The sequence below is a fragment of the Bacteroides congonensis genome (assembly GCF_900130125.1).
GTDB classification, from domain to species: Bacteria; Bacteroidota; Bacteroidia; order Bacteroidales; family Bacteroidaceae; genus Bacteroides; species Bacteroides congonensis.
This window is the reverse complement of sequence record NZ_FQXY01000008.1, coordinates 41,016-62,502: the sequence shown is the minus strand read 5'-3', so window position 1 is coordinate 62,502 and position 21,487 is coordinate 41,016. Positions and strand designations below refer to the sequence as shown.

Below are 21,487 nucleotides of genomic sequence, written 5' to 3'. Positions count from 1 at the left end.
TCATCAATGGTTCCCTTGCGGTCATCTCCTATTAAGCTACCTGACAATTTATACATTGCCTTTTCATATATCGTTCACTACCCTGACCATGGAGAAAGAGCAGCATATACGGGTTTGCAACCCACTCCTGCAAGTTGATTGCGAGGGACCTACCCTCATCTCCTACATAGTTGCGAAGCATTTAGCACATGCTTCTCGTGGCACAATCTCACACCACCGTACGTGCCGTTCGGCATACGGCGGTTCCTATTTTGGGCACCATTTGAGATAGCAGTCCATGAACTCCATATAGCCTGCCTTACGCAATTTATCATTGGACATTACAAAGGTTACTATTGGGCTGTTCGAGACACGCCAATAACCAAGACGAGTGTTTCCCCATTGATATGCCTGCCACTCAGAGACACCGCATTTCTTTAAGTTTGCTACTCGGGTTTTGGCATTCTTCCATGATTTCCAGATACACATGCGAATACGTCGTCTTAGCCATTCGTCGGTTTCAATACAAAGCCTTTTCATTTGTGCAAGGCAGAAGTAGGCAATCCATCCTCTTATGTAATCTTTGAGTTTCTGTTTCCTTTTCTCATATCCCCATCCATTACTCCGACTTGTCAATTCTTTGAGTTTTGATTTCATCTTGTTTTTGGATTTTGAGTGTACAAGTAGAATACAGTCCCCTTTCTTCACATAAAAGGAGTACCCCAAGAACTTTACTCCTTTCACATAAGATACGACCGTCTTTTCATGGTTCACTTTAAGGAAGAGTTTCCCTTCTATGAACAGAGTTATCGATTCCCTTACACGTTTGGCGGCACGTTTGGATTTGCAAAATATCATCGCATCGTCTGCGTAACGGACAAAGGGGTGTCCACGTCTTTCCAGTTCCTTGTCCAGTTCATTGAGCATGATATTACTTAACAGAGGACTTAGAGGACCTCCTTGGGGAGTTCCTTCTGTACTCATCTCGAACATTCCTCGGTTTATTACACCGCTACGAAGATATTTGTGTATCAGACTTATTACCCTTCCATCCTTTATGGTACGGCTGAGTATTTCTATCAGCTTGCTATGACTTACCGTATCGAAAAAGCGTTCAAGGTCGAGGTCGACTACATATATATAACCTTCACTCACTATCTTTTGCGCCTTACGGAGAGCATCATGGCAACCCCTTTGGGGACGGAACCCGTAACTTGTCTTGGAAAACTGACGCTCGTATATCAGCGTCAACACTTGGTTTATGGCTTGTTGCACCAATCGGTCTACCACTGTGGGGATTCCTAAGAGGCGCTTTTTGCCATTGTCCTTTGGTATTTCTACCCTGCGTACAGGGTTGGGGCGATAAGTCCCGGACTGCAAAGAGATTATCAGTTCATCCTTATTGGCCTTTAGCCATGACAATAATTGTTCGCATGACATCTTGTCGATACCGCCACTTCCATTGTTCCTGACTACCGCCTTATAGGCTTTGTTCAGGTTCGATGGACTAAGGATGATTTCCAATAGGTGTTCTTTGTCAAATGGTACTTCCACGATGTTGTCTTCGGTCATCCACATGAAAGTCTGCACTCCCTCATACCATTCGGATTCCGTCCTAGCTCTTTGAGGGAAGTCATGAGCTTGGGCTGATGTTTTCTGCATTCTTTCTTTCATTTGGTAACTTTCAATTACTATCGTTTAATTATTAGGTTCGGTCCTTCATGGGAATATCGACAGTCCCACTACTATGACCTCTGCTGACTTCTCACGGCAAGCGTTACTCCATACATTTCGTAAAGACAACTATTCTGTATGTCCGTGAGACCTCCTCGGATAAGGGTATTAACTTTCTATCTTATGTCTGCTCCATTTACACCAACCGTTTCCGAATAGCTATAGGGCTTTGGTTTGTTCAGCAACCTTACCCACGGTCATATGCCTTATATGAAGTTTCTGTTCGTCAGACCAGATATTTGCCGCCAGCTTCTTTCAGATTCCAACTCGCGAGGGACACCATTGCTATTGGCTGTATGATTCCCGCTATTAGGGCTCATTGGGGACTTGCACCCGGTAGCTAATAACCATGCCGAGCATACTGAAATAGCCCCCGTTTTCCGGGGGCTGTCCTATATTCCCTTATTCACACAATACCGTATTTCCTCAACTTGTAATACAGGGCAGTCCGGCTGATGCCGAGTACACGGGCGGTAAGGGTGCGGTTGTTACCGGTCTGCCCAAGTATCCGAAGTATCTGCTGCTCCTCCTTTTCCGGACAGACAATCATGTTTCCCAATTTCATGCCCTGATCCAGATTCAGTTCCTGTGCGGATATCCGCCCCTCCCCGGCAAACACGACGGCACGCCGGACAGTATTCTTCAGTTCACGGATATTCCCCGGCCAGCCGTATTGCCGTAACACGGCAGCCGCTTCCCGGTCGAAGCCCTGAACCGGTTTCCCGTATCTTGCGGAAAACTGCTTCAGAAAGAATTCAGCCAACGGAAGGATATCCTCCCCGCATTCGGAGAGCAGGGGAACCCGGATAGTGAACTCGTTCAGACGGTGGTACAAGTCCTCACGGAAACTCCCTTCCGCAATGGCCTTCTCCAAATCTGCATTGGTGGCGGCGATAAGGCGGATGTCAAAGGGACGTTCCCTGACTGTCCCGACCGGCAGGTAACGCTTTTCTTGCAGGGCGCGAAGCAGTTTCATCTGATTTACGGGAGCAAGGTTACCGATTTCATCAAGGAACAACGTACCACCTTCAGCAGCCTGGAAAAGTCCCGCCTTGTCACTGTCCGCACCGGTGAACGCCCCTTTGCAGTACCCGAAGAATTCGGATCTGACAAGGTCGTCGGAAACGGCACCGCAGTCCACGGCTACAAAAGGCTTGTGCCTGCGCAGGCTCCACTCATGAATCTCAGCGGCAATATGTTCCTTACCCGTACCCGATGCTCCACGAAGCAGGACGGACATGTCAGAACGGGCCACAGGGCCTATCAGCCGGTACATTTCACGGGCCTTTTCACTTTCACCACGGTAGAATTCCGTGCTGCCATGCTGCGGACGGCTGAACTCTTTTTCTATAACTTCCCAAAGCCGGTCCGGCTGTACCGGCTTGCAAAGGTAATTGGAGGCCCCAAGCTGCATGGCTTCCACCGCATTCTCCACCTGGCCGTAACTGGTCATAATAAGGAACGGGATGGAATAATATTTTCCTTTCATCCACTTCAGCAGCTCCATACTGCTGCCGTCCGGCAGACGCAGGTCTGCCAGGACAAGGTCGAACTTCTTAACCTGAAGTTCCTTACGGGCTGCCGAGAGTGTAGACACATGACCGGTTGCCATACCCTTTTTCTTCAGCCAGTTACTGATACTGCGGCTGAAGACAACATCATCCTCTATAATCAGTATATTTTTCATTTGCTTATTTTATATTCTTCTTCATATTTTCAGCACAGACAATTAGTTTCCACGCTGCTTCTCCTACTTTATAGATACACCTTATCTGTTCTTCCGTCCAGAGTTCCGGATCGGACAGTACAATAGCCTGCAGTTCCTCTATCGGATAATCAAGGCGGACACTTGTCCACAGGGGAAGGTTCTTGTGCAGAATCTCACGGACTGTCTGACGATCATCCCTTTCCAACGCCCCGTGCAACCTGTCAAGGTCCTTGCGGCTTTCCCGGATGAAGATACCGAGCATCTCCCCCTTATTGTCCTCCCCGGTCAGAATCAGGGAAAAATCCGGTTGCCATGCCGTCCGCCTATTCCCTCTGACAATTCGGGAAACGGTTTCCAGCAGCTCATTCATCCGGAAGGGTTTACGGATACATCCGGCAAATCCCCGGGAAAGGTACTCCTCTTCCGGATCAATATCGGCAGTCATGGCTATGACCGGAATTGTTCCGGCCCTTTCCATATTGGATGAACGCAACAACTCCAGCAGCCCGAACCCGTCCATGTCAGGCATGCGGATATCCGTCAGCAACGCGTCATAATCCTCATCCCGCAATTTTGCAACCACCTGCCGGAAATCGGTATAACAGTCACATTCAACCCGGTTTCGCCTGAACATCTCACGTGTTACGGAAAGCTGTCTCGGGTCATCGTCAAGAAGGAGAATACGCAGTCCTTCTATTTGATAGTCAGACGGAGATTGTAACTCCTCCTTCAAGGAACTACTGTCGGCAGGGAAAAGGGGAAGAGATACCCTAAAACAACTTCCTTTCCCCGGGTGACTCTCCACCCCGATGGAACCGCCCAGCTGTGAAACAAGCCGGGAAACAATGGCAAGGCCAAGTCCGAAACCGGAAACGCCGCGGGCATTATCAAGCCTTTCGAACGCATCGAATATCCGTTTCTGCTCCTCATCATTCATTCCCGCTCCTGTATCCTGCACTTTGATACACAGTTCGCCGACGTTGAATGTCGCTTCCAGCCGGACATATCCTTTCCCGGTAAATTTCAGAGCGTTGGAAAGCAGATTATTCACAATCTGCTGTAAATGTCCCTTGTCACAACTGACAGCAGCGTTCATGCCGGAATACCGGGTCAACAGTTGCAATCCTTTCTTTTGAACGAGCGGCATGTAATTGTTGGTAATCTCCCTGAACAGGGTTTCCAGACAAAAGACGGAAATATTCTCCCGTGCCTGTCCTGTATCAAGCAGATAGAAATTCATCAATGTGTCCACCAGCGAAAGCATATAGTCTGACGCATGTCGGATATTTCCGGCGTATTCCTCCTGCATAGCCCTTTCCTGTTCGCCGGGCAGCAGCTCCGCCGTTGCTCTGATAATGGCAAGGGGAGAGCGCAGGTCATGGGCGATAGTCAGCATCATACGCTTCCTGGATTGGAGGAGTTCCGTGTTTTCCAAGTTGGAAGCTTCCAGCTGACGCCGGTATCGGTTTCGCCGGTTCAACTCCCGATGTATAATGATATAAAGTAAAATAGTCAGCAATGAAATAAAAACAGCAAAGGTAGAAACCGTATAAAAGGACCGTTCCCGTGCCTTGAGGAACTGCATGTAACGTTCCTCAAGGCGTCGGTCAGTCTCAAATTCAAAATCTCTGATGATACCGTACAATCTGCAGTTTAATGCCATATTGTTATTGAACAGACGCTCCATTTGTACCGGCAGACGTTCACGCTCAGTCTCCTGCCGGCCGGTCAGTTCCCTGTTTAAAGAATGAAGTATACTTGCAGTTGAGACCTTCCGGTCTTTTTCCGCAGGTTGCAGCCGTTCCCGTTTTTCCTTCTGTTCCGAATAAACGGATTTTCTCTTCTTGCGTTTAAGGAAGGACCAGAAACTTTTCTTCGGAACTTCCTCTTTGACTTCAATAGGCGCTTTCTCATCGTGGACACGGGATGCAATCATCGGGATTTTCCGGTTTATGATTTCACCGGCTTCACGAAAACGGCTGAACGTATGTATTACCGTGTCAAGCAACTGTTCCTTTCTCTCCAGAAGCAGGCACAGCGAATCTATACGTACCCGTTGTCCGGATGCATGGACATATTGCTTCAAGAACTGTAATGTGCCGCATACCTCGTTTCTCTTTTTCTGATAAGTACTCCGGTCGTCCTCGTCCCACACACTGACCGTCTCTCCATAAGTGCCCAGATCCAACAGGCCGGCGTAGGCTTCTCCGGTCAAATGCCAAAAATGAAGCAGTTCCTGTTCATGCTGTTGCAAACAGTTGCGCTTCATCTGTTCCTTACGGAAGAAATAAATAGTAAAAGAGAGCAGGGCAATCAGAGTAATATATCCTATAAATATTTTAAATCTCAGCCACATGATTCGTTTTGTTATTCTTTATCCTTTTCTTGTCCTAACGACTCAGGAAAATAACAGGCAGATAATAGCAGTGAACATACACAGACCATTACCCGCCTATCAATTCAGTTATTATAATCATTACCAATCTTAGAACACACTATTATTTCATCCAAGCATAATAATAACCATCGCTGTGAAACGATTATAATCAGTCCAACAGAATCGACCCTATTAAAGATAGTAACTTAACATCAAACCAAAATAAACCACAAATACCCTTGAACTACCTAGTATTGGTTTATATAAAACACAAACGAATTTCATTCTAGTCATTTAACTTGTATAATAAAATACCATCAATACTATTCCCTCATAACAGAACAGCTAGAACAACTGACGAGCTTTCTGCTTTTCTATCGAAACCATTATACCATAAATCTCATAGAAAAATTAAACCGATAAATCAAAGCCCTCGCTCTCCCTTCGAGATGATACAAAGAAATAGTACAACTTGTTTGGAAATCCTCAATATAGATATACCCAATTCATAGCTGGAACTTGAATAGGGATCAATTTATGCTTGTATTTGAAAACTATTTTCTTTACATAATTATGAATATCCCCAATAAAAAACGTATTTTTTAGATATGCGAATATTATGTTGACTATTTTCATCATCCATAAAATAATACAATCAAATTATTCAATAAGTGCAGCAAATCCTCCATTACGCGCTAGTCGTATTACTATTTTATCTTTTTTATTTACAGAGCGTTCATATCTTTTATAATCCATAGCTTGACGATTAGCATTGATTCCATCTTCAAATGCAACCATTTTATAGCCCCTGTCTTCGTTAAGAAAATCCAAACTAATCTCAAATATACGCTCTGAGTTACGATTATTAGTCATTCCTCCAATAAACCACTTTTCTCCTTTCCGTTTAGCAACAATTAAATATTCACCAATTCGAGCATCCAACACTTTCGTTTCATCCCATGTAACAGGTACCCGTGTAATAAATTCAGTACAATCCGCATTACGATAATACAATGTCGGATTGTCGGCTAACATCTGAAGTCCACTTTCAAAAATAACGAATAATGCTAATTGATAAGCACGTGTTCCTATACTTGCAGAGTTCGGTCTTTGACTACAATATACATTGGGCTGCATACTTAACATAGCACCAGGAGTATAGTCCATCGCCCCCACTGCATTTCTCATGAAAGGCATAAAAATACTATTATCCGGAGTGGCCCCTCCCATCTGTTCCATACCTCTTACACCTTCATACGAAAGTACATTAGGATATTTATATTCTAATCCTTTAGGAGACACAGAACCATGAAAGTCTACAAACAACTTATATTTAGCAGCTTCTGCTGCTACACGTTCATAAAAATTCATCATCCATTGATCGCTTCTGTCCATAAAATCTATTTTTACACCTTTTACTCCCCATTCAGAGAAAGTCTTAAATAAATCCATATTATTTTCCACAGTCAACCATGTTAGCCAAAGAACTATTCCCACATTCTTCTTTTCAGCATAGCGAATCAATTCATGAACATCAACTTTAGCATTCGGAGTATACGGATCGCGCGTACTTTTCGCCCATCCTTCATCCATAATAATATATCGAATGCCATACTTCGAAGCAAAATCAATATAATATTTGTAGGTTTCCAAATTATAACCCGAAACAAAATTCACATCAGGTCCATAAGGAGCTGCATCATTCCACCATTCCCAACTCGCTTGTCCAGGTTTAATCCATGAGGTTTCTAATAAGCTACAACCAGATGATAATCTACATGACATCGTATTTTCCACCAATTGTTTATCCTCTTTAGCTATTACGAAATAACGCCATGGAAATTCTCTTTTCCCTGTAGTTTTTGCAATATAGGCTGCTTCCTCCAATATTTTCATACTTCTATCCCCGTCTTCTTCAAACTGTATAGGAACTTTCGGAAAAACAGCTCGTACACTATTCTTTTCACCTCCCTTTACAAACATACATGGATAATCAAACACCTCTGTCTCACCAAGTAATATCGAATATTTTTGGGGGTAACTAAGCAGCAATGGTAAAGTTGCCATCGTACTCTCCAACCTCACATCCCCACTCTTCAAATGTAAATAAGGTTCTTCATAAGCGGTCTTAAATCCCCCGGTTTGTTGCAGATGAAGTTGACATTCTGATGGAAAATTCAATTGCATGACTTCATTCATGATCTCGATATTTCCTCTTTTCTTCATAATAAACCGATAAGCAATCCCATCATTAAATGCCCTAAATTCCAAAGAATATCCCCCTTTAAAATCCAATAGCAACTGAGAATACTCATTCTCTATTGTTGAGAATTTCAATGGAACAACAGGATTCAACATTTCTTTTACATTCCACTTCTTCTGTCCTTGCAAATGGGGATGTTCCCCCAAGACTTCATTATTTAATTCCAACTGTAACCGGTTGTTCTCCAATAATATCACATCTTCACAGGAAATGGTATAAGATATTTCATCTGATATGTTTAATGCCAATTTTATGTTTCCATCAGGTGAAAACAACTCAATATTTTTTTGAGCCTGCACATTTAATGCCAACAAGCAACAGATAATTTGCAATACAACCTTTCTCATATTTTTTTTAATTTAATAAATAAAATTATTGTTTAATACCTTCACTCCATAACCGACCTAATACCCTCGCTCCCTCCGCATTCGGATGTAAATAAAAAACTCCTCGTTTACCTTCTTGAGGGGTATGGTATTTTTTATAATGCTTGCGAAAGACCTTAAATCCTTTTGTGTCTCCGATCATAGCCCTACCCTTATTCTTTCTGCCAAGTCTTTCTATCGCAGCAAAATAAGTTTGCAAACGTTTTAATCCCTCCTTAAGATACATAGCACTATTATACGTGTTAGGGCTATACCAGATAGGATAATGCAACACCACTTTTGCCTCGGGAAATCGAAAACATAAGCTATCAATAATCAACTGCATATTGCTTTCATATTGTTCAGCCGAAACAGGTGCTCCATTGGTTCCGGTACAAGCGCTATCATTTACTCCCAAACAAAAAGAAAACACAAGATTTCTTTTATCTTTCTTATATAGCTCATCGGCTTTTCTTATCACATATTTAAAACCATCTTTACCAGGAAGGAAATCAAAAGTTGTATAACCACTTTTTCCACAATTTACAGACTGTACATCATACCCCAAACTATCTAAATAAATAGTTGTCCATTCAGGCGGAGTAATTTTCAAGTATGTAGCTTCTGTAATACTATTTCCAACAAATACAACATTTATCTTTTTTTCTGGGGGAAAAGGAAACTTTCTATGCGGACATATTTTTCGTGCAATAACACGCGCCATAATCTTCGTACCTTTCTCATTAGGATGCACTTTGTCATACACACAATCATCCTTTCCAACCAAAGGTGTATGTAAATCTATAATGTCAGCACAAGTTGCCTTGGATATATTATCTATCATTGGCATCATTTCTTTTACAAGAAGCTGATCATCTACAGGAAGGAAATTATCTTTAAACGTTGGAATGGGATAACAAATAAAGACTTTCGGATGACTTGGCAAAGTCTGAAAAGAAAGTATAAATTCAATATAATCACTTTCAAAATTATCTTTATAAGCCCAATTCTGCGCTTTCGCATCATTTGTTCCCATTTTTACAATTACAATATCAGGATTCCACGCAAGCACTTCTTTATATCGCTCTTCATTCCAATATGGATAATCTCCTTTTTTCAGCACTGTACGTGCTCCAATACCATAATTGCGAACAATATATCCATTTCCCAAAAGGTCTTGCAAAATGGAGGGATATTTTTGTTCATTTGATAAAGCTATATTTTCTGTAATACTATTACCAACACAAGCCACTTTTATCTGGGCTTTTATATTAATAGCCCATCCTATCACAACTGAAATAATTAAAACTCTATACATACTTATCATTACTTAAACATTTGTGTTTTATTCCAATCATACGGAAAGGGAATCTTCTTATAATAATCTAAAGAATAACGAGACGATTCATACACCTCAGGAATAGGCATTTGAGAGTACTCCTTGAAAAAAAGCAAGCAAGCATCTCTCCACCAAACAGCCTCACGCTCTTGGTTCTGAAGTAAATTCTCCGTGCTCGTAAATCGTTCTCCATCTATTACGTCCTTTAATGAGGCCCAAATACTCTGCATGGTTCTGACCTCTTCTACACCCTTATAATAATGATTAACAAGCTCATTCCATAATGTCTGTCCCGATTTCATCTTATATTCCCAAGGAAGACGATGAAACCAAAGTAAATATCTATCTGGACAAGTTTTTAAATTTTCAAAATATGCTCCAACCAATTTATGATATTGGCCTGTAGCCCTACTGCCTTTATCTGTTCGATCAACCCCTATACTATCTTTTGTTACTTGGTGATAATCATAAGCCGTCCATAAAGGGTCATCATGCCATGGCTCCGGACCATTGTGTGTATGAAAATTCATAATATGATTAAGCCCTAAGGGCATCATATAATTCACAGCTGCCTCCCGTGAAATCAACATCATTCTTTTTATCGAATCTATTACATCTTCCCGATTAGAGAATGTCATACGCACCCATTCCTCTGACACTTTTTCGCTTGTCAAATCCGGATTCCAAGCCAATCTTCCAAACGCATGCCAATTAGCCTGTCCAAACAAATATCCCGTCCAATTTAAATCAGTTCCTACATTTGACACTCCAGCTATTGCAGACATTCCACAAGTTTCATGATAATTCTGAAGAATCTTCGATACTGTATTTCCTTTTCCATCCCCATAAACATCCGATTGCAATGTCTCCTCAAATAAAGGTGCTAAATATACTAAATGCCCTGCATGTCCCAGATTTTCTTGTGTAATTTGAAATTCAAGAGATAAAGCTGTATTGGGCATTTTCCCAAACAATGGATGAAATGGTTCTCGTGGCTGAAAATCTATTGGTCCATTTTTAGTCTGCAAAAACACATTTTCTTTAAATTGTCCATCAAGAGGTTTAAACTCATTATATCCAGTAACAACCCGGTCGACATACCGCTCATTTTTATAAACAAAAGCACGCCAAAACAGTATACCACCATAAGGTTGCAATGCTTCGGCTATCATATTGGCACCTTCAGCGTGAGTACGTCCATAATCTTGCGGTCCAGGTTGCCCTTCCGAATTTGCCTTTATCAAAAAACCACCAAAATCCGGAATGTATTCATAAATTTCTGTTACTTTATTTCTCCACCACTGCTTCACTTTGGGATTCATTGGGTCTGATGTATCCAAATTACCAATTTCCTGTGGAGCACTAAAACGGGCAGTAAGAAATACCCGAATGCCATAAGGACGGAAAGAATCAGCCAACCCTGCAGCTTTTATCAACCACTCTGTACGCAAACTTTTTGCATTTGCATTCACATTATTCAATACAGTACCATTAATACCTATTGAAGCGTTTGCCCTCGCATAATCTACACATCGTTGACTTCGATAGAAAGGCAAACGTTCCCAATCCCATAAAGAATAACCTGCATATCCTCTTTCAATTGTTCCATCTAAGTTATCCCAATGATTCAATACTCTATATTTAATTTGGGGAACTTCTTTGACAGACACCCCATCTAATGATTGATGTGTTTGAATTAATTTCAAATAATGAAAAATTGCATACAACAACCCTTGATCCTTTTGCGCAACCACAACTGTCACTTTTTTTTGCTCAATCTGCAACGAACGGATTATATATCCTTCATCTCCCAAACTATCAAGTTCTTTTGCACAAAGAAGGGAAGTTATTAACGGAGAAGACTCCACGTTCCCTACCAACAAACAATTATCCTTTACATCATGCGTTTCTTGTATAGTAAAACCAAGTAGTCCTTTCAATCCATTATATAGTTCTGTTTTTGCCACCAATTGTTTTTGCGTTCTTGCAGTGAAAACAATCGAACTGTTTTTTATCTGATAATATCTTTTTAACGCAACATCTTCAATTAAGTGATAACGTAACCACAATTCATAGCCACTTTCTGCAAATATTTCATTCACTTGCAATAAAATCAGCAATGCACTAATACAAAAAGCTTTTAATTTATACTCCATAATTCTTTTTTCTTGCAAGGTGCTTAATCCACAAATAGAATTCTATCTTTGAGAGACCAAGCAACCTTACAAAAATTTTACTACTAATTTATTTAACTACTCCTGAAAACATCCAAGTTGTTCCAATTCCCCAATAAGTGAGAAGATTTCAACAAAAGCACCTTGTGTCTTTATATTCCACTTACCTTCTTTCTTATCACCTGCATAATCGTCGCTCATTAGATTAGTCAACCGATTTCTACAGTTGCTTTGCCAAGCATGTTCCATGGTATTTTTCACCGCTTTGACATAAACATCGTTCTTATCTATTTTATATAGCTCTACGAATCCCCTGAACATAACGGCATTAAACCAAGTGTTTGGATCGCTTAATATCATTATATCTCTATCAAGTATAGACGAATGATAGTTTTTAAACCATTTTTTATAAATCGACTGAGCTATATTTTGGGCATCTTTCAGAAATTGTTCTTCTTTTGTAATCCGATACAACATAGCAGCAGCTAACATTGGTTGTCCCGAATTATACGTAAATTTATCCTTAGATACTTTAAGCTCCGAATTCTTATCGGAAGGGTCACTTAAGCGAACATTGTCATAAAATAAATAGTCATTCGGATCTTGTAATACATCTTTACAGTATGAATACAAGCTCTTTGCTATTTCCAAATATGATTCATTTTTGCTCAATTGGTATAATTTTAGAGCCATTACAGCTGCCGGGGCAGTGGAACATGTATGCTTTGATACCGCACCTTCTTTCCAATATACTCCACCGCCAGTCACGTCATCTATCCCTTCCAAAATAAAGTTCCAAACAGTATTTGCATGCTGCAAATAAACTTCATTCCCTGTAAGTTCATATAAGTTGGCCATTTCGATGCCAATCCAGACATTATCATCGTAATAACGCTCATCATTCGGCCCAATATAAGTACCATAAGCAAAAGATTTCCGTCCACTACCATTATTCAAAAAAAGGTCTATTGAGTTTAGAAAAGTTTCTTCCTTTTCTGCATATTTTGCTCTTAGTTTCTCATTATTGGTTTCCTTTGCGACCTTATACATTGTAACAAATCCGGAATAAGCTGCACCTTGTCCCCAAACGGCTGCAATGCCATCCCAATAGGGACCTGTTGCATTGGGGTAATTCTCATTCCATGCATTATATCTCCCACCAAAAAATAATTCAATCACAGAAGACATCAAACAATCTGCTCTATATACAAAATCCTGTTGGGAAGAAAGGATCTCTGCTGTACGGGCTTCCGAGCGTACTCCTTTTTCATTAATAGCTACAATCTTTACATATCCCCTCTCTTCCACAGAAAGCGACGTCTGATAAGAACCTACTTTGGTAGAAACAGCGTCCAACAAAATAGGTTCACCCAAAAGATTATCATTCGCAGAACAGCAAGAGATTTCCACCTTAGACAAAAAATCATCTTCCGGATTCATCCATGTTACAAGTACTATTTCGCTATTACTATCCATATATTGTGCCTGTAAATTAAGCACAGGAGCTATTTCGTCAGATGTTATAGTTTCAGGAGTGTATCTTTCTAATATATCATACTTTTCATCTTCATTACACGAATACATTATAATAGCTAATGCTAAAAAGAAATATTTCTTTATTACTTTTTTCATAATTACTCATTTTTACTACTTAGTTTGCATATTTAATCGCTTAGTAGCCTCTTTCACTACTATCCATTCCGACCACCAAGAATTTTCGTTATCTCTTGTTCGATATTTATAATATAGTAAAAAGCGTTCATTCTTCTTTTCATAAACATTTTGATAAATAAAATCCTCTTCACTATCATTAGGCGGAGTCATCAAATGAACTTCAAGCGTTTTAGTATCGCGAATGTAAGGATACATCTTTATCGAATTATCTTTTTGCACTTCAACAGTCACAGCATTTTTAGCTATAATTTTTTCATTTGCCTCAAACTTAGTATTCGCAACGAACATTCTCACCGAATTAGCATTTATCGGATGAACATTTTTAGAGCCACTAATGGAGGAAGAATTATCTCCTATGATACGATATCCTTTCATTGTATATTGGGTTGCCTCTTTCGTATTGGCATATTCATTATATGTATAAATACGACATAGGACATTTCGTTTTTCCTCTTTAATCTGAAATCCAGACACATCTTTGATTCTCAGTGGAATAAAGTAAGTCGAATCAGGCGAAAGTGAGGACAAAGCTTCCTGCTTTATAACAATAGGCAATGTAGCATACGGATCAATATCATCGTGACGCAAGAGCACGTTCATTTGTGGCATTTCATAGCTATCGTTTTTGAGTTCTTTTGCATATTTTTCCTCATTAATATCAAAATTGCTATAATTATATTTGCCTAATATGTCCTTATCTTTTTCAAGAGTAACTTGGACATCGTTGTCTATCTTCTGTGTACCACTGCACGCTACAGAAACAGTACACATATCCTTATCCTTATTCAAAGAGAATAATAAATTGTGTATTTGTTCTTCATTGCTAACAATATAAATATATTTATCATACAATTCTTCTCTAAACATGGCATCTTCATCACACCCTATCATTAACAGGCCCAAAACGAAAGCCATCATTACTTTTATATTTTTTTTCATATCATATATTTTTAGTTTGCCCATCCTGGATTTTGATCCAAATCTTTAACTTTTCTTATCTCTGTCCTAGAAATAGGCAGAAAAATCATCTTTTTATTAATAACTCTGTTTCGCACACGTGAATGATTCACTATAACTCTATTGTAATATTCCGGCTCAGCAGATTCTATATCCATCCCCGTGATAGGCTCAGTTTCCACCTCTTCATATATTCCCCATCTACGAACATCATAGTATCTGCGATTCTCAAATAAGAATTCTATCATGCGTTCGTCTATAATCTGTTCTTGCACTTTAACTGGGTCTTGCAATTCTTCATTCGTCAGTCCTGGAAGCCCAGCTCTATAACGAACCCGATTAAATGATTTTGCTATCTCATCAAGATTTCGATATGCTGTATATTCGAAATCGTCAGGAAGAACAACTGTGAAAGAGGTATTGCCTAGATTATTTAATGCTTCAGCATAAGATAATAGAATTTCTGCATAACGAATAATCGGAAATCCTTTGGCAACTCGTTGTGCTCCCTCACCACTCCATGCATCTGATTCATGAATATATTTCGTTATCACATAACCTGTGCTCGGATAGTCATTCTTCACATTAGCACTACTGTATCTACCTGAATTACCATTTTTATCATACGTGACAGTTATATTTTTCTTTCTTGTATCGCTTGTAGAACTAGCCATCCAATAACGTCTTGAAAAACCTATAGAAGCATAAAAACGCATTTCACGATTAGCATACATATTGCTAATACCAGTATTCAATGTATACCCTGAGAATGTCATTCGTCCCGTATTAGTCATTCCATCTTCAGAATAAGGATATTCAGAACTCGAATTCTGAATACTTCGTCCATCCACCATCTTATATTTATCTATCACTTTTTGTGGAACACACATTCCATTGAAACCTCCTAAAATATCTCCATTAAAAGAATGTCTTGTTATATCCACAATACTACTAGACATTCTTCCCCAAATATATTCTGGGTTTGTTTGTGGGACAGTTTCCCCCGTAAACATATCAGAATAAGATCTGAATGGATCTATACCACCTGCTCCTGCCGGAAAGGGTTCAGTTGACACACCTTGTGGCAATTTAGGAGTATTAATATCACTTTTTACTGTATGAAGTTCATACAATCCCATATCTATAATTCGTGCACAAGCTGCTGCTGCTAATGCCCATCGTTCCACATTCTCCGTTTGCGATATATAATATGCATTGTCGACACTCCTTCTCCATGAACCAAAATACGTTTTAGCCACACTACCTCCATTATATAACGGACTAGCATGTTGCAATCTTAATCGTGCAATCAAACCATACGCTGCTCCTTTTGTCGGTCGTCCAAACTGACTAATAGGTACAGTGATCGGAAGATTTACTGCAGCAGCTTCCAGTTCTCCACACACATACTCTACCGATTCGTCATAAGTTGACCGATGAGCATTATAATAATCTATAGTTTCATTATTATCCATGACTTCATCGCCCAGTATGACAAGTGGTCCAAAATCCATCAATAAATTATAATAAGCATATGCCCTCATAAAACGTGTATAAGCAAGAAGTTCTAACTTTTCTGTCGTTTTTAGATCTTTCGCTTCATCTATTCTACGAAATATCAAATTTGTTTTTCGTATAATCTTATACATAGTTCCCCAATTTCCCAAACCTCCAGAATTATCAGGAGTGATTTCACCTAAGACAAACCCCATACCTAGAAATTGGTCACTACCAAATGTAGTAAAGGCCTCATCGCTAGCTAACGGACCTGGAGTGTAAGGATATTGAAACAATTTTCCCTCATCCGGAAAATTGGCTGCTGTTGCCCATAAATATTTCTCCACGTTTCTTTTATTAGCAAATACCGAATCATAAGAGAGCATATCTTTAAACTCGTCTTCTACGTTAAGAAAATTACATGAACTCATACAAAGAAGCATGCCAAACTGTATGAATATTATTATTTTGTTTTTCATATTCTGACAATTAAAAATTAATATACATTTGTAATGAATAAGTTGCAGGAATAGGATAAGCTCGACCATTCTTAGTGGTCTGTTCAGGGTCCCATAATCCACCTATTTTATCCCAAACATAAAGATCCTGTCCAACTAACTGTAAATCAATAGAACTAACTCCTATTTTAGAAAAAGCTTTCAGTTTCAAATTATAACCAACACTTATCTCTTGTAACCTTAAATATTGTCCATTTGCTTTCCAAAATGTAGATTTCTGTGTATTATTACTATTCTTTCCATAACTTAACCGTGGAAACCTAGCGTTGGGGTTCTCTGTAGAAGGGTCACCCGAATATGAAGCAGGTATCCATCTATTACTGGAATTTGCCACAATAGACAATACATTTCCTGTTTCCCCATATAAAAACGGGTAATAGCCAAAGCCCGAATCTTCTGAAGTATAAAAAAAGTCTTTTTTCCCAATCCCTTTAAAAAGAATATTGAACGTTAAGTTTTTATATCTAAATTCTCCACCAAATCCATACATTAACCGAGGATAATTATCGTAAGACAAAGGTACTTGATCATCTATATCAATTCTTCCATCACCATTTACATCTTTATACTTAATATCCCCTGCCTCATAATTTCCAAAAGTTTGTATCGGACTGTTATTTATATCTGCTTCATCTCTAAATAATCCTAAAGCAATATATCCTCGTTGAATACCATAAGGCCAACCACTAAAATTCTGATATGCATATTTCTGCTCTATTTGTTCCCAATTATCAATCTTGTTTTTGGAGTAAGTGAAATTTCCTCTAATAACAAAAGACATATCTTTGTTGATCTGTTGAGTATATGAAATATTTCCATCGGCTCCCCAACTTTTCATTTGACCAACATTACCATATGGAAGACTAACCAATCCTACAAAATTAGGAATTTGCGCCCTTTGTTGGAAAATACCTTCACGTTTATCCCAAAAATAGTCCATGACAAAATCGATTTTATTATTAAACAATTTTCCTTCGATTCCAATGTCTAGTTTTTTTGATTTCTCCCACTCCAAGTTATCAGCTCCAATTACAGATTCTGAAATACCTCCTCCAACATTTCCTCCCCAACCGAGAGGTGCTCCACTATTTACAATCGTCAAATAAGGAAACCTTTTATCCGTTATCCTATCATTTCCTACAAGTCCATATGAACCTCGGAGTTTCAAATGATCCAGCCAAGGAAATTTTTCTTTCACTATGTCATATTGAGTCGGAATCCAGCCAAAAGCAAATGAAGGGAAAAAACCGAATTGTTTCCCCGGTTGAAAGTTTTCAGAACCTGTATATCCAAAGTTTAAGTCCATTAGATAAGTATCTCTAAACCCATATGTCACTCTGCTCGAAACTCCCTGATAACGCTTAGGTATCGCAGCCATTGTTTTAAAATTTGAATCAGCATTAGCTATATCTTGTAAATTTTTTTCCGAACTCATATAATAATATACCAAAGCTGAAAAACGATGATCTGTTCCAAACAAACGTTCGTAATTAAGTGTTGATTCAAAATGGTACTTTGAATACTGATTCTGATAATTAGAAAATTGAGCTTTTACTTCATCTTGTTTTTTTACCAACTGAAGTTGTCCATTCGCATATCGTCCAGTTGCATAATACATTTCTGGCAATACATAACGACGTTCTGAATAATTGGTATTTCTTGTTATAGCACCCTGTGCACGTATTTTCAGTCCTTTTGTTATAAAAGAAAGATCTTGATTTAAAGCAAGTGTTATCTGATTATTACTATTTTCAGTTTGTTTTTTACCGGTATGATTAATCATCACATATGGTGAATATGCATTAAGAGTCCCATACGAAGGTAACTGTCCTGTAGAGTATTTAGTTGGAATAGTTAATGGAGTTAGTAATGCTTGAGCATTCCACACTGCATCTGTTGCATTTTGTTCTGAATTACCTGGTTCTTTATTAACAGTAAACCATCCCTCCATTCCAAAATACAAATTTGTTGTTTTTGTAAGATTCATATCTATATTAGAGCGATAAGTAAATTTATTATAACCTAATCCTTTGTTATATTTACTGTTTTTATCTATTTTATAGGCAGCATCTTCTTTTGACATCCCCAGACTTAAAAAATATTTAGCTACACTACCTCCACCTCTAGCACTTGCATAATAAGTATGTTTAAAAGACGTTTTATTCAAAGTCTCGTCTCTCCAGTTCACATCAGGATAAAGATCTGGATCCAATTGATGCTTTATCGTATATAAAGCAATATCATCATATAATGGAAGATCTCCGCGCACAATTTTTGCCTCATTTGCTAACTGAGCATACTCATATGCTTGTAAATATTCAGGCATTCGAGTTAATTTCGATATTGTAAAATTTGCACGAGCTGTAACTTGAAGTTTCTCTGTTGTACCCCTTTTTGTTGTGATTAAAACCACTCCATTAGCACCTCTTACACCATATACAGCCGTTGCGGATGCATCCTTTAAAATAGAAAAACTCTCAACATCAGCAGGATCAACCATTGAAAGATCACCTTCCAAGCCATCAATTAAAACCAAAGCACCGCTATTCGCCCCAAAAGTACCAATTCCTCGCACCCAAAACTCCGAAACATTCTTACCTGGTTCTCCGCTATATTGTTGAGAAATGATACCAGCGACACGTCCTCCCAACATATTATTAATAGATGCAGACGGTGCTTTAATTTGGTTCATATCTACATTTGTTATTGCTCCTACTAAACTCACTTTCCTTTGCGAAGTACCCAGCCCCGTTATTACAACCTCTTCTAGTTCTTCTGTCTCAGGAGATAAAGTAATTATTAGTTTTTCTTGTTTAGTAATCAATTTTTCTTGAGTCTTATAACCAATAAAAGAAACTACAAGCATATCCCCAATTGTTGCTTTTATAGAGAATTCACCATCAATATCTGTTGAGACACCAACTCCTGGTCTGTCTTTCAGATAAACTGCAGCACCCGGTACAGGCGTTTTTTGTTCATCATATACGCAACCTTTTAGATCTATGACCTCTTGTGCGAACAATTCCATACTACTTATCAATAAAGATAATAGCACCAATGCATATTTCACTTTCATCTTTATATTCTTATTCTTTTGTTTATACCATAATTATTGAAGTGTAAGTTTACGTATACAGCGATTCCCTAAATCTGCAATATACACATCTCCTTCTGAATTCACAGCTACCCCTCTAGGATCGTTCAACAAAGCCATATCTGGGCTACCATCTGCATAACCTGCCTCTCCAGGTTGTCCAATAGGAGTCGTCACTATACCATTTTTATCTATCATTCTAATACAGTGATTACCACTATCAGCTATATAAATGTTGCCTTCCATGTCTAATGACATTTGACGAGGAGAATTAAATTCTGCATCAGTTGCAATTCCATCGTTCCAACCTGATTGTCCAAAAGCCCCAGCAAACAATTTGTGTTCTCCAGTCTCTATATTGTAAGTATAAATAACATGTTTAGCTGCATAAGCTATATATAAAATTTCCGGTTGTGTTGGATGAGCAACAATAAAACTATCTGTATTAGGAAAAAAGTTGCCGATCTTTTGCCCTACTCTTGTTTCTGGATCTACCTTTATTAAATCCCCTCCATAAGAACGAGTATAAATCATATTATCATATCCAGAAAAAGCAAAAGAATGTTTCCAATTTATTTCAAAATCATCCATTCCTTCCTCTTGCTGTTCTTTGGAAGGATGAAGTACCAAACGAGTCTTAGCAATCCATTGATTTACAGGATTCAATTCATAGAAAGTATATCCTCCGTCTAAAGGTATATATACATTCTGCGTCTGAGCATTGACAGTTGGTACATTCAAATTATCTGGCGCTTTAAACAAAAAAGTTACTGTACCACTCTCTTCATTCAATACAGAACAAGTTCCTTTACCATCACTACCATTTCGTTCCGTAATAAAGAGATTATTTTCATCATCAATTGCAAGATGTTGCACGGGACCAAATTGTGCTGCAGCCAAGGTCCCTTCCACAAATAAATTGGTTCCAGGTTGCCCAGCAATAGTAGTAACAGAATAGTTCTCTATATATTGAAAATTACGTGTAAACCTAGCCTCTTGATTGCCAACTTTTACAGTAACTATACAATCGTTACCAGGAAGTTTAGGAACAAGCAAATAAATAATACTATTTTTCACATTTAGAATTGACGCCTCTTTTTGGTTAAAAAATACCTTGATTTGTGAGAGATCTGTTCCAAAATTAGCTCCCTCAATAACCATTCTAGTCGCCATTCCCCCTTGTATTGGGAAAAAATCTGTTAAAGAAATAGGAAGAGAAGGATCATATTCTGAATTTCCCGCCTCATTCTTAGAACAGGAAAAAATAATTGTAACAATTACAATTGTAACTACAAACTTTATATATTTTATTATTGTCATTTCTATATTCTTTATGTTTGATTAGTTTCTATTATATAATTCAATAATACATATAATTAATCATGGCGGATGTCTTTCTATAATATTCATAAGCATTTTAATTTAAAAGTATAACAAATAATAACTATTCTAATAATAAAAACCACAAGTCAATTATATTACAAATGTAAGTTTTCAAACTTCCATTCCCTCAGAATATTTAATCAATCTCTTTCTCTTGGCACAAATATTTACTATATTGTCGCTATAATACACTTTATCATTTTGTAAAAACAAACATATGCACTCCCAATATCTATCTAACATACTACTGGCACGTATTTACACTTCATAAAAATACTCTAAGAACAAAATACTCCATTGTGACAATTTGCATATATAAAAAAAAGTTATCTTTCACTACAATTCAACTTTTACATAATATGTATCTACTTCTAGAATAAGGTGACAACTATTCTGAATAGTATTCTATTTTACAACATTTCAAA

11 protein-coding genes are annotated in these 21,487 nt (G+C 38.5%); all 11 read right to left on the bottom strand.

What is annotated here, in order from left to right:
* Positions 1 to 246 precede the first annotated feature (246 nt).
* The 11 genes from ltrA to BQ7997_RS03545 all read right to left on the bottom strand — a co-directional run bounded on the left by ltrA (position 247) and on the right by BQ7997_RS03545 (position 20,999).
* Positions 247 to 1,653, bottom strand: a complete 1,407-nt coding sequence (ltrA, locus tag BQ7997_RS03595) for a group II intron reverse transcriptase/maturase (protein ID WP_011108396.1) — start codon at positions 1,651 to 1,653, stop codon at positions 247 to 249.
* 466 nt (positions 1,654 to 2,119) lie between these two features.
* Positions 2,120 to 3,400: a sigma-54-dependent transcriptional regulator gene (locus BQ7997_RS03590; RefSeq protein ID WP_011108397.1), complete on the bottom strand. Its 1,281-nt coding sequence runs from the start codon at positions 3,398 to 3,400 to the stop codon at positions 2,120 to 2,122.
* A 4-nt stretch (positions 3,401 to 3,404) separates the two neighbouring features.
* Positions 3,405 to 5,777 carry an ATP-binding response regulator gene (locus BQ7997_RS03585; protein ID WP_011108398.1) on the bottom strand — a complete coding sequence of 791 codons (2,373 nt, stop codon included), beginning with the start codon at positions 5,775 to 5,777 and terminating at the stop codon, positions 3,405 to 3,407.
* A gap of 681 nt (positions 5,778 to 6,458) precedes the next feature.
* Positions 6,459 to 8,408: a glycoside hydrolase family 97 protein gene (locus BQ7997_RS03580; protein ID WP_073343664.1), complete on the bottom strand. Its 1,950-nt coding sequence runs from the start codon at positions 8,406 to 8,408 to the stop codon at positions 6,459 to 6,461.
* A gap of 25 nt (positions 8,409 to 8,433) precedes the next feature.
* A complete protein-coding gene (locus tag BQ7997_RS25770; RefSeq protein WP_097677753.1) occupies positions 8,434 to 9,744 on the bottom strand; it encodes a GDSL-type esterase/lipase family protein in 1,311 nt (436 codons plus the stop codon).
* A gap of 8 nt (positions 9,745 to 9,752) precedes the next feature.
* Positions 9,753 to 11,921 carry an alpha-glucuronidase family glycosyl hydrolase gene (locus BQ7997_RS03570; protein ID WP_011108401.1) on the bottom strand — a complete coding sequence of 723 codons (2,169 nt, stop codon included), beginning with the start codon at positions 11,919 to 11,921 and terminating at the stop codon, positions 9,753 to 9,755.
* A 96-nt stretch (positions 11,922 to 12,017) separates the two neighbouring features.
* Positions 12,018 to 13,571 (bottom strand): glycoside hydrolase family 76 protein, encoded by a 1,554-nt coding sequence (locus BQ7997_RS03565; RefSeq protein ID WP_073343658.1) that lies wholly within the window; start codon positions 13,569 to 13,571, stop codon positions 12,018 to 12,020.
* 15 nt (positions 13,572 to 13,586) lie between these two features.
* Positions 13,587 to 14,552 carry a BT_3044 domain-containing protein gene (locus BQ7997_RS03560; RefSeq protein WP_073344738.1) on the bottom strand — a complete coding sequence of 322 codons (966 nt, stop codon included), beginning with the start codon at positions 14,550 to 14,552 and terminating at the stop codon, positions 13,587 to 13,589.
* An 11-nt stretch (positions 14,553 to 14,563) separates the two neighbouring features.
* Positions 14,564 to 16,546 carry a RagB/SusD family nutrient uptake outer membrane protein gene (locus tag BQ7997_RS03555; RefSeq protein ID WP_073344735.1) on the bottom strand — a complete coding sequence of 661 codons (1,983 nt, stop codon included), beginning with the start codon at positions 16,544 to 16,546 and terminating at the stop codon, positions 14,564 to 14,566.
* A gap of 10 nt (positions 16,547 to 16,556) precedes the next feature.
* Positions 16,557 to 19,661, bottom strand: coding sequence for a SusC/RagA family TonB-linked outer membrane protein (locus tag BQ7997_RS03550; RefSeq protein ID WP_097677733.1), 3,105 nt, complete (start codon positions 19,659 to 19,661; stop codon positions 16,557 to 16,559).
* Positions 19,662 to 19,694: 33 nt separating this feature from the next.
* Complete coding sequence (locus BQ7997_RS03545) at positions 19,695 to 20,999, bottom strand: NHL domain-containing protein (protein WP_073343655.1); 1,305 nt, start codon at positions 20,997 to 20,999, stop codon at positions 19,695 to 19,697.
* Between the last annotated feature and the right edge of the window lie 488 nt (positions 21,000 to 21,487).

Excerpts from the sequence above, each read along its gene's own strand:
- ltrA (WP_011108396.1), bottom strand. The coding sequence starts at position 1,653 with ATGAAAGAAAGAATGCAGAAAACATCAGCCCAAGCTCATGACTTCCCT.
- BQ7997_RS03590 (WP_011108397.1), bottom strand. The coding sequence starts at position 3,400 with ATGAAAAATATACTGATTATAGAGGATGATGTTGTCTTCAGCCGCAGT.
- BQ7997_RS03585 (WP_011108398.1), bottom strand. The coding sequence starts at position 5,777 with ATGTGGCTGAGATTTAAAATATTTATAGGATATATTACTCTGATTGCC.
- BQ7997_RS03580 (WP_073343664.1), bottom strand. The coding sequence starts at position 8,408 with ATGAGAAAGGTTGTATTGCAAATTATCTGTTGCTTGTTGGCATTAAAT.
- BQ7997_RS25770 (WP_097677753.1), bottom strand. The coding sequence starts at position 9,744 with ATGTATAGAGTTTTAATTATTTCAGTTGTGATAGGATGGGCTATTAAT.
- BQ7997_RS03570 (WP_011108401.1), bottom strand. The coding sequence starts at position 11,921 with ATGGAGTATAAATTAAAAGCTTTTTGTATTAGTGCATTGCTGATTTTA.
- BQ7997_RS03565 (WP_073343658.1), bottom strand. The coding sequence starts at position 13,571 with ATGAAAAAAGTAATAAAGAAATATTTCTTTTTAGCATTAGCTATTATA.
- BQ7997_RS03560 (WP_073344738.1), bottom strand. The coding sequence starts at position 14,552 with ATGAAAAAAAATATAAAAGTAATGATGGCTTTCGTTTTGGGCCTGTTA.
- BQ7997_RS03555 (WP_073344735.1), bottom strand. The coding sequence starts at position 16,546 with ATGAAAAACAAAATAATAATATTCATACAGTTTGGCATGCTTCTTTGT.
- BQ7997_RS03550 (WP_097677733.1), bottom strand. The coding sequence starts at position 19,661 with ATGAAAGTGAAATATGCATTGGTGCTATTATCTTTATTGATAAGTAGT.
- BQ7997_RS03545 (WP_073343655.1), bottom strand. The coding sequence starts at position 20,999 with ATGACAATAATAAAATATATAAAGTTTGTAGTTACAATTGTAATTGTT.